This window comes from Streptomyces aquilus (assembly GCF_003955715.1).
Lineage (GTDB): Bacteria > Actinomycetota > Actinomycetes > Streptomycetales > Streptomycetaceae > Streptomyces > Streptomyces aquilus.
This window is the reverse complement of record NZ_CP034463.1, coordinates 3,423,358-3,436,004: the sequence shown is the minus strand read 5'-3', so window position 1 is coordinate 3,436,004 and position 12,647 is coordinate 3,423,358. Positions and strand designations below refer to the sequence as shown.

General features: G+C 71.5%; 13 protein-coding genes. 4 read left to right on the top strand and 9 right to left on the bottom strand.

The window, feature by feature from the left end; translation table 11 throughout:
• The first annotated feature begins 23 nt into the window (after window positions 1–23).
• Both EJC51_RS15850 and EJC51_RS15845 read left to right on the top strand, forming a co-directional pair.
• Window positions 24–353 carry a YrdB family protein gene (locus EJC51_RS15850; RefSeq protein ID WP_126271680.1) on the top strand — a complete coding sequence of 110 codons (330 nt, stop codon included), beginning with the start codon at window positions 24–26 and terminating at the stop codon, window positions 351–353.
• A 106-nt stretch (window positions 354–459) separates the two neighbouring features.
• Window positions 460–2,877 carry a beta-glucosidase family protein gene (locus EJC51_RS15845; protein WP_126276969.1) on the top strand — a complete coding sequence of 806 codons (2,418 nt, stop codon included), beginning with the start codon at window positions 460–462 and terminating at the stop codon, window positions 2,875–2,877.
• A 78-nt stretch (window positions 2,878–2,955) separates the two neighbouring features.
• On the opposite strand, the gene EJC51_RS15840 is transcribed toward EJC51_RS15845, so the two are convergent.
• Window positions 2,956–3,930, bottom strand: coding sequence for an aldose epimerase family protein (locus EJC51_RS15840; protein ID WP_126271679.1), 975 nt, complete (start codon window positions 3,928–3,930; stop codon window positions 2,956–2,958).
• A gap of 15 nt (window positions 3,931–3,945) precedes the next feature.
• Window positions 3,946–4,839 carry an SGNH/GDSL hydrolase family protein gene (locus EJC51_RS15835; protein ID WP_126271678.1) on the bottom strand — a complete coding sequence of 298 codons (894 nt, stop codon included), beginning with the start codon at window positions 4,837–4,839 and terminating at the stop codon, window positions 3,946–3,948.
• A gap of 269 nt (window positions 4,840–5,108) precedes the next feature.
• On the opposite strand from EJC51_RS15835, the gene EJC51_RS15830 reads away from it, so the two are divergent.
• Window positions 5,109–5,603: a DUF3145 domain-containing protein gene (locus tag EJC51_RS15830; RefSeq protein ID WP_059192193.1), complete on the top strand. Its 495-nt coding sequence runs from the start codon at window positions 5,109–5,111 to the stop codon at window positions 5,601–5,603.
• Between the two features lie 67 nt (window positions 5,604–5,670).
• On the opposite strand, the gene EJC51_RS15825 is transcribed toward EJC51_RS15830, so the two are convergent.
• The 5 genes from EJC51_RS15825 to fasR form a co-directional block, all read right to left on the bottom strand.
• On the bottom strand, window positions 5,671–6,942 hold the full coding sequence (locus EJC51_RS15825; RefSeq protein ID WP_126271677.1) for a beta-ketoacyl-[acyl-carrier-protein] synthase family protein: 1,272 nt from the start codon (window positions 6,940–6,942) through the stop codon (window positions 5,671–5,673).
• A gap of 85 nt (window positions 6,943–7,027) precedes the next feature.
• On the bottom strand, window positions 7,028–7,276 hold the full coding sequence (locus EJC51_RS15820; protein WP_015660680.1) for an acyl carrier protein: 249 nt from the start codon (window positions 7,274–7,276) through the stop codon (window positions 7,028–7,030).
• A gap of 82 nt (window positions 7,277–7,358) precedes the next feature.
• Complete coding sequence (locus EJC51_RS15815) at window positions 7,359–8,360, bottom strand: ketoacyl-ACP synthase III (RefSeq protein ID WP_097263609.1); 1,002 nt, start codon at window positions 8,358–8,360, stop codon at window positions 7,359–7,361.
• 17 nt (window positions 8,361–8,377) lie between these two features.
• Complete coding sequence (locus tag EJC51_RS15810; protein ID WP_126271676.1) at window positions 8,378–9,292, bottom strand: ACP S-malonyltransferase; 915 nt, start codon at window positions 9,290–9,292, stop codon at window positions 8,378–8,380.
• Window positions 9,293–9,381: 89 nt separating this feature from the next.
• Window positions 9,382–10,587 (bottom strand): fatty acid biosynthesis transcriptional regulator FasR, encoded by a 1,206-nt coding sequence (fasR, locus tag EJC51_RS15805; RefSeq protein WP_126271675.1) that lies wholly within the window; start codon window positions 10,585–10,587, stop codon window positions 9,382–9,384.
• A 62-nt stretch (window positions 10,588–10,649) separates the two neighbouring features.
• On the opposite strand from fasR, the gene EJC51_RS15800 reads away from it, so the two are divergent.
• A complete protein-coding gene (locus tag EJC51_RS15800) occupies window positions 10,650–11,300 on the top strand; it encodes a pirin family protein (protein WP_126276968.1) in 651 nt (216 codons plus the stop codon).
• Here the strand turns inward: EJC51_RS15800 and EJC51_RS15795 are convergent.
• Window positions 11,297–12,121, bottom strand: coding sequence for a serine hydrolase domain-containing protein (locus tag EJC51_RS15795; protein WP_126271674.1), 825 nt, complete (start codon window positions 12,119–12,121; stop codon window positions 11,297–11,299). The genes EJC51_RS15800 and EJC51_RS15795 overlap by 4 nt on opposite strands.
• Before the next feature lie 18 nt (window positions 12,122–12,139).
• Window positions 12,140–12,610: a GNAT family N-acetyltransferase gene (locus EJC51_RS15790; protein ID WP_126271673.1), complete on the bottom strand. Its 471-nt coding sequence runs from the start codon at window positions 12,608–12,610 to the stop codon at window positions 12,140–12,142.
• Window positions 12,611–12,647 lie beyond the last annotated feature (37 nt).

Below are 12,647 nucleotides of genomic sequence, written 5' to 3'. Positions count from 1 at the left end.
CCTTCCGGGTGATACTGCCTGCCATGAAGGCGACGAACCTGGGCGTGCTCTTCCTCATCGAACTGGGCGCGCTGGCGGCCGTCGGCTACTGGGGCTTCACCCGTGCCGTGGCGACCCCGCTCACCTGGCTGTTCGGCCTCGGCGCCCCGGCCGTGCTCATCGTGCTGTGGTCGTGCTTCGGTTCGCCGAAGGCCCCGTACAAGACCCGAGGTGCGGTCCGCGTCGGCTTCGAACTGCTCTGGTTCGGGGCGGGCGTGGCCGCGCTGTCCGCCGCCGGGGCCGTGGGCTGGGCCGTGGCCTTCGCCGTCGTATGCGTGGTGAGCAAGGCCCTGGCCGTCATCTGGCGCCAGTAGCCGGGAAGTTCAGGGGTTCCCCGATTGACGGTCGCGGTCTCGACCGCGTCGCGGGTCGCCGAGGCAGGATGGAGGCGTGCAGGGACTTCGACGAGGAGGCACCGTGATGCAGGGAACCGCCGACCAGGCCCGCGAGGCCGCCGTCGAGGCCGCTCTCGGCAAGCTCGACCTGGATGCCAAGGCCCGGCTGCTGTCCGGCCAGGACATGTGGACGCTGCCCGCCCTGCCCGAGATCGGCCTCGCGTCGCTCGTCATGTCCGACGGCCCGATCGGCGTCCGAGGGGTGCGCTGGACCGCCGACGACCCGTCGATCGCCCTGCCGTCCCCGACCGCCCTCGGCGCCACCTGGGACCCCGAACTCGCCCGCCGCGCAGGCGTCCTGCTCGCCCAGGAGGCCCGCCGCAAGGGCGTCCACGTGCTGCTCGCCCCCACCGTCAACCTGCACCGCTCCCCGCTCGGCGGCCGGCACTTCGAGGCCTACAGCGAGGACCCGTACCTGACCGGTCTGATCGGCGCGGGATACGTGAGCGGCGTCCAGTCCGGCGGCGTCGGCACCACCGTCAAGCACTTCGTCGCCAACGACGCCGAGACCGACCGCTTCACCGTCGACAACCTCGTCTCCGAACGGGCCCTGCGCGAGCTGTATCTGCGGCCCTTCGAGCTCATCGTCGAGAACGCCCGCCCCTGGGGCATCATGACCGCCTACAACCAGGTCAACGGCGTCACCATGACCGAGCACCACCACCTGGTGAACGAGATCGCGCGCGGCGAGTGGGGCTTCGACGGCTACAACGTCTCCGACTGGATGGCCGCCCGCTCCACCAAGGGCGCCATCGAGGGCGGCCTCGACGTGGCCATGCCCGGCCCGCAGACCGTCTACGGCCCCGCGCTCGCCCAGGCCGTGCGGGACGGCGAGGTCGACGAGGCCAAGGTCGACACCGCCGTCCGCAACGTCCTGCGGCTCGCCGCCCGCGTCGGCGCCCTGGCGGACGTCGAACCCGTCGTCACCGAACTCCCCGACACCGTCGACGGCCAGGCGCTCGCCCGCGAGATCGCCCGCCGCGCCTTCGTCCTGGTCCGCAACCAGGGCGCCCTGCCGCTGAAGCCCGGGAGCGTCGCCCTCATCGGCGCCGCCGCCCGCGACGCCCGTGTCCTCGGCGGTGGCTCCGCCACCGTCTTCCCGTCCCGGATCGTCTCCCCGCTCGACGGCCTCACCGCGGCCCTGCCCGACCTGACGTACGCCGTCGGCGCCGACCCCGACACCGAACTCGCCGTCGCCGACAAGGGCTTCACGCTGCACGCCGTCTGCCGGGACGCCGACGGCAACGTCCTCGGCACAGGCTCCGCGCCCAACGGCCAGATCCAGTGGATGGGCGACGACCTCCCCGACGGCGTCACCCACGACACCCTCCACACCATCGAGCTGACCGGCACCTTCACCCCGCGTGACACCGGCCCGCACACCTTCGGCATCAAGGGCGTCGGCGCCTTCACCCTCACCGTCGACGGCACCCCGTACTACGACGACCTCCAGCTCCCCGCCGACACCACCGACCCGTTCGAGGCCTTCTTCGGCTCCCCGGTGCCGCGCGCCGAGGTCGAACTGACCGCCTCAGAGCCGGTCGAGGTCTCCCTCACCCATGTCTTCCGGCTCCCCGAGGGCTTCCCCTTCAAGGTCGTCGCCTTCGCCCTCGCCCACCAGGAGCCGCAGCGCGACCCCGACGAGCTGATCACGGAGGCGGTGGCGGCCGCGCGGAACGCCGACACGGCCGTCGTCGTGGTCGCCACCACCGATCGCGTCGAGTCCGAGGGCTTCGACCGCAAGGACATGAACCTGCCCGGCCGCCAGGACGACCTGGTCCGCGCCGTCGCCGCCGCCAACCCGAACACGGTCGTGGTCGTCAACTCCGGCTCCCCGGTGGAGCTCCCGTGGCGCGACGACGTCGCCGCCGTCCTGCTCAGCTGGTTCCCCGGCCAGGAGGGCGGCGCGGCCCTCGCCGATGTCCTCACCGGCGCCCACGAGCCCGGCGGCCGCCTCCCCACCACCTGGGGCGCCCTCGCCGACGCCCCGGTCACCCGGGTCACCCCGCAGGACGGCCGGCTCCCGTACACCGAGGACGTCTTCATCGGCTACCGCGCCTGGGCGAAGGAGGGCCGCACCCCCTCGTACCCCTTCGGCCACGGCCTCGGCTACACCGACTGGGCCTACGAATCCGTCGAGGTCACCGGTACGACCGTCAAGGTCCGCGTCCGCAACACCGGCGAGCGCGCGGGCCGTGAGGTGGTCCAGGTCTATCTCGCCCCCGCCGAGCCGGGCGACCGCCCGGAGCGCGCCCTCGCCGGCTTCGCCGGGGTCGAGGCGGCCCCCGGCGAGACCGCCGAGGTCACGGTGGAGATCCCCCGCCGGGCCTTCGAGACCTGGAGCGAGGAGGAGGGAGCGTGGTCGTTTGTGAAGGGTTCGTACGAGATCGAGATCGGACGGTCGATCACGGACCGCCGTCTCACCGAGACGATTAACGTCTGATCCGGGACAAGTCTCCCCACGAGCAGCCCCGGCCCGGGACCTGACACCCGGGTCGGGGCAAATGCTTTCCCGGGGAGCTCAGCGCGTGCCGAACGCGTACACCGTCTCCGAGCGGAACACCGCGCCGGGGCGCAGGACCGTACTGGGGAAGTCGGGCTGGTTGGGGGAGTCGGGGAAGTGCTGGGTCTCCAGTGCCACGCCGTCGCAGGGGGCGAAGGGCTCGGGCAGATGATCGGCGGTGTAGAGCTGCAAGCCCGGCTCGGTGGTCGAGACGGTCAGGACGCGGCCGGAGGAGGGGTCGTACAGCTCGGCGACCTCGACGGGCGCGTCCGTCACGCCCTTGTCGAGCACGAAGTTGTGGTCGTAGCCCGACCCGGTCTTGCGCCCCTCACGGAAGTCGAACCGCCCGCCCGTCACATCCTCCAGCGCCCCGGTCGGGATCAGGTCCGCGTCCACCGGCGTGTACCGGGAGGCGGCCAGCCGCAGCTCATGACCGCCGGCGTTCCCGGAGCCGGCCAGGTTGAAGTAGCTGTGGTTGGTGAAGTTGACGACGGTCGGCGCGTCCGTCGTCGCCTCGTAGGCGATCCGCAGCGCCCCGTCGGCGTCCAGCGCGTAGGTCGCCGAGACGTCGAGCCGCCCCGGGAACCCCTCCTCGCCGTGCGGACTGACCCGCGCCAGCCGCAGTCCGTGCTCGCCGACCGGCGTCACGTCCCACACCCGCTTGTCGAAGCCGCGCTCGCCACCGTGCAGCGAGTTGGGCGCGCCGTTGGGCGCGAGCGCGTACGTCACCCCGTCCAGCGGGAAGCGGCCGCCGGCGATCCGGTTCGCGAAGCGGCCGATCAGCGCGCCGAAGTAGGGCCCGGTGTGCGTGAGATAGCCGTCCAGGTCCGCGAACCCCAGCACCACGTTGTGGACGCGCCCGTCCCGGTCCGGCACCTCCACCGACTGCACGATCCCGCCGTACGACAACACCCGCACCCGCACACCGGCCCGCTCCAGCGTCCAGCGGTGAACCGGGGTGCCGTCGGGAAGTGTGCCGAAGAGTTCGTTCATGTGCGGAACTTTAAGTCACGCGGTGGGAGCGGTGACTTTCCGGTAGGCGATGTCAGCGAGCCTCGCCTGGCCGTCCACACTCGGGTGGAACCAGTCCCAGTGGCTCAACTGGTCGGTCCCGAACCGGTACTCGTAGACCGCGCCGCCGTCGAAACGGCACCGCTTGTCCTTCGCGCACACCGACTCCAACACCTCGTTGTACGCCTCCACCCGCTCCTGCACGGTGTCGCGCCGCTCGGTCGCCGCCGCGTCCAGCGCGTCCGCGTCGCCCAGCATCGACGGGCAGATCCCCAGCTTCCACACCTGTTTGCCCAGCGGGTTCGTCCGGCCCTGCGACCACAGCCGCTTCAGGTTCGGCACGCTCGCCACATACACCTGCGCCTTCGGCGCGGCCGCCCGCAGCGTGTCCATCGCCTCCTCGAACTGCGCCCGGAAATCGGCCACCGACGTCATCGCCGCGGCCGAGTCCCGGCACGCGTCATTGGCCCCCGCCATCACCGTCACCAACTCCGGCCGCCGCGTCGCCGCCTGCGCCATCTGCCCGGCGAGATCCGCCATCCGCGCCCCGGTCACCGCGTAGTTCCAGCTGGACGACGCCGCCTTCGCCCGCCCCAGCAGGCGTACGGCGAGACTGTCGACCGCGGTGTCGCTGCCGGTCGCCCACGACGCCTCCGCGCAGTCCTTGAGCAGCGAACAGGCGTCGAAACCCCGGGTGATGGAGTCACCGACCGCGGCGAGCGATGCCGGGCTGCGGTCCCACAGCGGCGTCGGCGACGGGGACGGCTTGACTCTCTGGGCCGCGGAGCCGGACGGCTCCGACGCGTTGCCACCGACGGCATCGCACCCCGCGACGCCCAGAACACCCGCCGTCACGACGGCGAGAACGGCACGCGCACCCCGGCTACGCATCCCCTGGTGACCCCCTCGGTCGACTTGCAGGTCCTTGCGGAATTCGTCCCCCTCCATGACAACGCACGGGGGTTCCCGACCACGCCCCGGGAACCCCGAACCCCCCGTACTAGCGTCCTGCCGGGTGAATGGCGGGCGTTTCCCGGCACCGGGACCGACGGTACGTCACACTCCTTGCGCCGCCGCACGGTAGCCTCGCCATCAACGTGGCTGCCGCCACCGCCACTCATCTCGTCCGCACAATGGTCCCGCTCTGCCCGGAGGTCCCGGTGACGACACGTGGAGTTCTGTACGTGCACTCCGCTCCGCGCGCGCTGTGCCCGCACGTCGAGTGGGCCGTCGCCGGAGTGCTCGGCACGCGCGTCAACCTCGACTGGATCCGGCAGCCCGCGGCCCCCGGCACCTGGCGCTCGGAGTTCTCCTGGCAAGGCCAGCCGGGCACCGCCTCCAAGCTCGCGTCGGCCCTCAGAGGCTGGCACCTGCTCCGCTTCGAGGTGACCGCCGAGCCCTGCCCCACGGCCGAGGGCGAGCGCTACAGCTGCACCCCCGACCTCGGCATCTTCCACGCCGTCACCGGCATCCACGGCGACATCCTGATCCCCGAGGACCGGCTGCGCGCCGCCCTGACCCGCTCCCAGCAGGGCGAGACGGACCTGGAGGCCGAGATCGCCAAACTCCTGGGCAAGCCGTGGGACGACGAGCTGGAGCCGTTCCGGTACGCCGGCGAGGGCGCGCCGGTGCGCTGGCTGCACCAGGTGGTCTAGGCCTCGTGGACACGCCGAAGGGCCCCCACCGACCGGTGGGGGCCCTTCCGTTGCGTACGAGCACTGCTCAGACCGTGCGGAACGCCAGCACCACGTTGTGGCCGCCGAAGCCGAACGAGTCGTTCAGCGCGGCGATACGGCCCTCCACGGGCAGCTTGCGCGCCTCACCGCGGACGACGTCGGCGTTGGCCTCCGCCTCCGGGTCGAGGTTCTCGACGTTGATGGTCGGCGGCGCGACCCGGTGGTACAGGGCGAGGATCGCGGCGACGGACTCCACACCACCGGCACCACCCAGCAGGTGGCCCGTCATGGACTTCGTCGCGGACACCGCGAAGTGGTCGGTGTCGTCGCCGAACACCTTGCGCAGCGCCTTCAGCTCGGCCACGTCACCGGCCGGCGTCGAGGTGGCGTGCGCGTTGACGTGCACGATCTCCGCCGGGTCCAGGTCGCTGTTGTCCAGCAGGTTCTGAAGGGCGTGGGCGATGCCCCGGCCCTCCGGCTCCGGCTGCACGATGTCGTGACCGTCGGCGGAGATGCCCTGGCCCACGGCCTCGGCGTACACGCGGGCACCGCGCTTGGCGGCGTGCTCCGCGGACTCCAGGACGATGACACCGGCACCCTCGCCGAGCACGAAGCCGTCGCGCGCGGTGTCGTAGGGACGCGAGGCGCCCTGCGGGTTCTCGTTGTTCTTGGACATCGCCATCATGTTGCCGAACGCGGCGATGGGCAGCGGGTGGATCGCCGCCTCCGTGCCACCCGCGACGACGACGTCGGCGCGGCCGGAGCGGATCATCTCGATGGCGTAGCCGATGGCCTCCGCGCCCGAGGCGCAGGCGGACACCGGGGTGTGCACACCGGCACGGGCACCGACGAGCAGACCGACGTTGGCCGAGGGGCCGTTCGGCATGAGCATGGGGACGGTGTGCGGGGAGACGCGGCGGACGCCCTTCTCCTTCAGCACGTCGTACTGGTCGAGCAGCGTCGTGACGCCACCGATGCCGGAGGCGATGACGGCCCCCAGACGGTCGGGGTCGACGGCGGGGTCCTCGCCGGCCTTGGCCTCGAACCCGGCGTCCGCCCACGCCTCCTTGGCCGCGATCAGCGCGAACTGCGCCGAGCGGTCGAGGCGGCGGGCCTGCGGCCGGGGGATGACCTCGGTCGGCTCCACGGCGACGGGCGCCGCGATGCGGACGGCCTGGTCGGCCGCCCACTCCTGCTCAAGGGGCTTCACACCGGACTTGCCGGCGATCAGGCCTTCCCAGGTAGAGGCTGCGTCGCCACCCAGCGGTGTGGTTGCGCCGATACCGGTGACGACCACGGTGCGATTGGTCGGGCTCACGGGAAATCTTTCTCCAAGTATCACGAGGATTCAGCGGCGCCACCGCCGGGTGGCGGGGCTTGTGCAGCCGGGCCTAAGGGGTGGCTCAGGCCTGGTGCTTGAGGATGTAGTCGGTCGCGTCGCCGACCGTCTTGAGGTTCTTGACGTCCTCGTCCGGGATCTTGACGTCGAAGCGCTCTTCAGCGGCGACGACGACCTCGACCATGGACAGCGAGTCGACGTCCAGGTCGTCGGTGAAGGACTTGTCCAGCTGGACGTCCTCGACCGGGATGCCGGCGATCTCGTTCACGATGTCGGCGAGACCGGCGACGATCTCTTCCTGAGTGGCGGCCATGTGAGGCGCTCCTTCTTCTTGATCCAGAGGGTGTGGCAGGTGGTGCTTCCCGTACCGGACCGTGTGATCCGGCACGGAGTGCCTAGGGGAGGGTAACGACAGTGGCGGCGTAGACGAGACCCGCCCCGAAGCCGATGACGAGCGCGGTGTCGCCGCTCTTGGCCTCGCCGGTCGCCAGGAGCCGCTCCATCGCGAGCGGGATCGAGGCGGCCGAGGTGTTGCCGGTGGTGCGAACGTCACGGGCGACCGTGACGGACTCCGGCAGCTTCAGTGTCTTCACCATCGAGTCGATGATCCGCTCGTTGGCCTGGTGCGGAATGAAGACATCCAGGTCGTCCGCGGTGATGCCGGCGACGTCCAGCGCCTCCTTGGCGACCTTCGCCATCTCGAAGACGGCCCAGCGGAACACCGCCTGGCCCTCCTGCGTGATGGCGGGGAACTTGGCGACCTCGCCGGAACGGTAGTCCGTCCACGGCACGGTCTGCTTGATCGTCTCGGACTTGTCGCCCTCGGAGCCCCACACCGTCGGGCCGATGCCCGGCTCCTTGGCGGGGCCCACGACGACGGCGCCGGCACCGTCACCGAACAGGAAGGCCGTCGCGCGGTCCTCCAGGTCGGTCAGGTCCGAGAGCCGCTCGACGCCGATGACGAGGACGTATTCGGCCGAACCCTCGACGATCATGCCCTTGGCGAGGGTCAGGCCGTAGCCGAAGCCCGCGCAGCCGGCGGAGATGTCGAACGCGGCGGCCTTGTTCGTGCCCAGCTTGTCGGCGATCTCCGTCGCCACGGCCGGGGTCTGCTTGAAGTGCGAGACGGTCGAGACGATCACGCCGCCGATCTGCTCGGCGGAGATCCCGGCGTCCGCGATGGCCTTGCCGGACGCCTCGATCGACATCGCGGCGACGGTCTCCTCGTCGTTCGCCCAGTGCCGGGTCTCGATGCCGGAGCGCGAACGGATCCACTCGTCGGACGAGTCGATCGTCTCGAGGATCACCTCGTTGGGCACGACCCGGGTCGGGCGGTAGCCGCCGACGCCCATGATCCGCGCGTACGGGGAGCCCTTGCTGGGCTTGATCTTCGACATTGCTCGTTGGCTCCTTTTCAGGCGCTCTGCTCGGCGATGAGCTCGCGAGCGGCGTCGAGGTCGTCGGGGGTCTTGAGCGCCAGGGTCTTCACACCCGGCAGGGCACGCTTGGCGAGCCCGGTGAGGGTGCCGCCCGGGCACACCTCGACGAGCGCGGTGACGCCGAGCTCCTTGAACGTCTCCATGCACAGGTCCCAGCGGACCGGGTTGGCCACCTGGCCGACCAGCCGCTCCAGCACCTCGGCGCCGGTGGCGACGGTCCGTCCGTCCTTGTTGGAGACGTAGGGGAGCGTCGGGTCGGTGGGCGTGACGGCCTCGGCGGCCTTCGCCAGCGCGTCGACCGCGGGCGCCATGTGGTGCGTGTGGAAGGCGCCGGCCACCTTCAGCGCGATGACCTTGCGGACACCCTCGGGCTTGTCCTCGTTCAGCGCGGCGAGCTGCTCCAGCGTGCCGGCGGCCACGATCTGGCCCGCGCCGTTCACATTCGCCGGGGTCAGACCGAGCTTCTCCAGGTGCGCCACGGAGGTCTCGGGGTCGCCGCCGAGCAGCGCCGACATCCCGGTCTCGGTGATCGCGGCGGCCTCGGCCATCGCCAGACCGCGCTTGCGCACGAGGGTGAGGGCGGCGGTGTCGTCGAGGACACCGGCGAGGGCGGCGGCGGTGAACTCACCGACGGAGTGGCCCGCGACCGCGCCGGGCGTGACGGCACCGAGTGCCGCCGCCGACAGGATCCCGGCGGCGACCAGCAGCGGCTGCGCCACCGCGGTGTCACGGATGGCGTCCGCGTCGGCCTGTGTGCCGTAGTGGGCAAGGTCCAGCCCGATGGCGTCCGACCACGCGGCGACGCGGTCGGCGGCACCGGGGAGTTCGAGCCAAGGAGTCAGGAAGCCGGGCGTCTGGGCGCCCTGGCCGGGAGCGACGAGTACGAGCACTCTCACACTCTCTCTTGTGGACGGCCACGGCCGCCCGTGGGGACAGGGACGAAGAACACGGGGGGGTTTTGTGGGCCCCCGACAAAAGCCTAGAGCTGGAGATCCCCGTCGACCAGACGCCCCAGGATCAGCGCGATCCGCAACGTGAATGCCGAGCGTACATCCGAGGGTGACCAGCCGGTGACGTCAGTCACACGTCGAAGCCGGTAGCGCACGGTGTTGGGATGGACGAAGAGCATCCGGGCCGCGCCTTCGAGACTGCTCGCCTGTTCGAGATAGACGGAGAGCGTCTCCAGCAGTGCCGAGCCGGCCTGCTCCAGCGGTCTGTAGATCTCCTCCACCAGTTGCTCGCGGGCGCTGGGGTCACCGGCGATCGCGCGCTCCGGCAGCAGATCGTCGGCCAGTACCGGGCGCGGGGCGTCCTGCCAGGCGGAACATGCCTTCAGACCGGCCGCGGCGGCCTGCGCGGACCGGGTCGCGGCCAGCAGATCGGGCACCACGGGCCCGGCGACCACAGGTCCCGCCGCATAAGGCCCGATCAGCGACTTGGCGACCGCGAGCGGATTGTCGCTGCCGCCGGCGATGACGACGAGCCGGTCGCCGAGCACCCCGGTGAGCACCTGGAGCTTGGCGTGCCGGGCGGCCCGCCGGATGGCCTCGACGGTCAGCTCGGAGTCCCCGTCGGGGGCGGTGCCGAGGACGACACAGACATGTTCGGGAGCGTTCCATCCGAGAGCGGCGGCCCGGCTGACCGCCCCTTCGTCGGCCTCGCCGCTCAGCACGGCGTTGACGACCAGCGACTCGAGACGGGCGTCCCAGGCACCCCGTGCCTCCGCGGCCTGGGCGTAGACCTGGGCGGTGGCGAAGGCGATCTCGCGGGCGTACACGAGCAGGGCCTCGCGCAGGATGGACTCGTCACCGGGAGCCGCCACCTCGTCGATGGCGCTCTCCATGACCTCGATGGTGGTGCGCACCATCTCGACGGTCTGCCGCAGGGTGATGGCCCGGGTCAGCTCGCGGGGAGCGGTGCCGAAGACGTCGGTGGAGATGGCCTGCGGAGCGTCGGGATGCCGGAACCACTCGGTGAAGGCGGCGATACCGGCCTGCGCGACCAGCCCGATCCAGGAACGGTTCTCCGGGGGCATGGCCCGGTACCACGGCAGTGTCTCGTCCATGCGCGCGATGGCCTGCGCGGCGAGGGACCCGGACGACTTCTCCAGCCTCTTCAGGGTCGCGGAGTGCGGATGGACGACGGATGCGGCGGCTGCGGTGTTGCCGGTTTCGGGTTCGGGCACGGGACAAGACTGCCTTATCCGGACGGGAGCATGCGCTGGCGGGGTCTACGGTGGGGCTCGTGATGGATGTGCGACGTGCTGGTGAGCGTTTCCCGGGGGGCGACCCGGCGGCCGGGATCGACTCCCGTCACGCCTTCTCCTTCGGCTCCCACTACGACCCCGACAACCTCCGCTTCGGCGCGATGATCGCCTGCAACGAGGAGCGGCTCGCCCCCGGCGCGGGCTTCGACGAGCATCCGCACAGCCACACCGAGATCGTGACGTGGGTGGTGCAGGGCGAGCTCACACATCGCGACTCGGCGGGGCACGAGACGCGGGTCCGCGCCGGGGACGTGCAGCGGCTGAGTTCCGCCGGCGGCGTCCGGCACGTGGAGCGCAACGACGGGGACCGGCCCCTGACCTTCCTCCAGATGTGGCTGGCCCCGCGGGAGCCGGGCGGTGACCCCGCCTACGAGATCGTCCGCGGCATCGCCGACTCCACCCCGTACGCCGTCCCGGAGGCGGCCGCGATGCTCCACGTACGGCGCCTCGCGGCGGGGGAGCGGACCGCGGTGCCGGACGGGGCGTACGTGTACGTCCATGTCGTACGCGGTGAAGTCCGGCTGGGCGGAGACGAGTTGGGGCCCGGCGACGCGGCACGCATCACCGACGCCGAGGACGTGGACGCCGTGGCGGTGACGCGGGCCGAGCTGCTGCTGTGGGAGATGGCCTAGCGGCCGCGGAGTTCGGCCAGCACCGCGTCCGTGAACGGCGGCCACGCCTCCACCGCCCACGGCCCGAACGCCCGGTCCGTCAGCGCCACGCAGGCCGCCCCCGCGCCCGGGTCGACCCACAGGAACGTACCGGACTGACCGAAGTGCCCGAAGGTGCGCGGCGAGGACGAAGAGCCCGTCCAGTGGGGGGACTTGGCGTCGCGGATCTCGAAGCCGAGGCCCCAGTCGTTGGGGTTCTGGTGGCCGTAGCCCGGCAGAACACCCTTGGTGCCCGGGTACTGGACGGTCATCGCGTCGGCGACCGTGCGGGGGTCGAGAAGGCGCGGTGCCTGGACCTCGGCGGCGAACCGGGCGAGATCCCCGACCGTCGACACACCGTCCTTGGCCGGCGAGCCCTCCAGCGAGGTCGACGCCATGCCCAGCGGCTCCAGGACCGCCTGGCGCAGATACTCGGCGAAGGGGATGTCCGTCGCCTTCGCGATGTGGTCGCCGAGCTGCTCGAACCCGGCGTTGGAGTACAGCCGGCGCTCACCGGGAGGCGCGGTCACCCTGTGCTCGTCGAAGGCCAGCCCCGAGGTGTGGGCGAGCAGATGCCGGACCGTCGACCCGGCGGGCCCCGCCGGCTCGTCGAGCTCGATCGCGCCCTCCTCGTACGCGACGAGCGCCGCGTACGCCGCGAGCGGCTTGGTGACCGAGGCCAGCGGGAAACGCCGGTCGACGGGCCCGTGGGTGCCGAGGACCGTACCGTCAGCCTGTACGACACCCGCCGCGGCGGTGGGAACCGGCCAGTTCTCGATCAGCGCGAGGCTCTTCAACGACATGCCGTCGAGCCTAAGCGCTCACAGCGCCAGCTCCAGCAAGGGGTCCGGCTTGGGCAGGAAGCCGAGGGAGTCGTACAGCGTCCTGGCCTCGGTCGACGCGGTGAGCTGGACGCGGCGGACACCGCGCTCACGGAACCAGTCCAGCAGCGCGGTCATGCCGGCACGCGCGTATCCCCGCCGCCGGGCGTCGGGGTCGGTGGCGACGCTGAAGACGAAGCCGACGACACCGTGCGGGTTCCCGGCCTTGCCGATCCGGTAGTCGACCGTCCCGCACACCAGCGCCGCCAGGGCTCCGGACCGCTCGGGGTGGTCGACGACGAAGGCGGCGAAGTCCCCGTCCGGCTCCGCCAGCCGGGCCCGCAGGACCGGCAGCGACTCCGTGTGCCACGCTGTGGACGGGTCGGCACCGGCCATCGAGTCGATCATCACCTGGCGCAGCCGCAGCACTTCCGCGGCATCCTCGGGCTCAGCACGTCGTACGAGACTCATGTCCCGCACGCTAGTCAGCGCGCCCCGTCCCGTCCTG

Bases quoted from the DNA above. Each gene is read 5' to 3' on its own strand.
- EJC51_RS15845 (WP_126276969.1), top strand. From the start codon at position 460: ATGCAGGGAACCGCCGACCAGGCCCGCGAGGCCGCCGTCGAGGCCGCT.
- EJC51_RS15820 (WP_015660680.1), bottom strand. From the start codon at position 7,276: ATGGCCGCCACTCAGGAAGAGATCGTCGCCGGTCTCGCCGACATCGTG.
- EJC51_RS15815 (WP_097263609.1), bottom strand. From the start codon at position 8,360: ATGTCGAAGATCAAGCCCAGCAAGGGCTCCCCGTACGCGCGGATCATG.
- EJC51_RS15800 (WP_126276968.1), top strand. From the start codon at position 10,650: ATGGATGTGCGACGTGCTGGTGAGCGTTTCCCGGGGGGCGACCCGGCG.
- EJC51_RS15790 (WP_126271673.1), bottom strand. From the start codon at position 12,610: ATGAGTCTCGTACGACGTGCTGAGCCCGAGGATGCCGCGGAAGTGCTG.
- EJC51_RS15850 (WP_126271680.1), top strand. From the start codon at position 24: ATGAAGGCGACGAACCTGGGCGTGCTCTTCCTCATCGAACTGGGCGCG.
- EJC51_RS15835 (WP_126271678.1), bottom strand. From the start codon at position 4,839: ATGCGTAGCCGGGGTGCGCGTGCCGTTCTCGCCGTCGTGACGGCGGGT.
- EJC51_RS15795 (WP_126271674.1), bottom strand. From the start codon at position 12,121: ATGTCGTTGAAGAGCCTCGCGCTGATCGAGAACTGGCCGGTTCCCACC.
- EJC51_RS15840 (WP_126271679.1), bottom strand. From the start codon at position 3,930: ATGAACGAACTCTTCGGCACACTTCCCGACGGCACCCCGGTTCACCGC.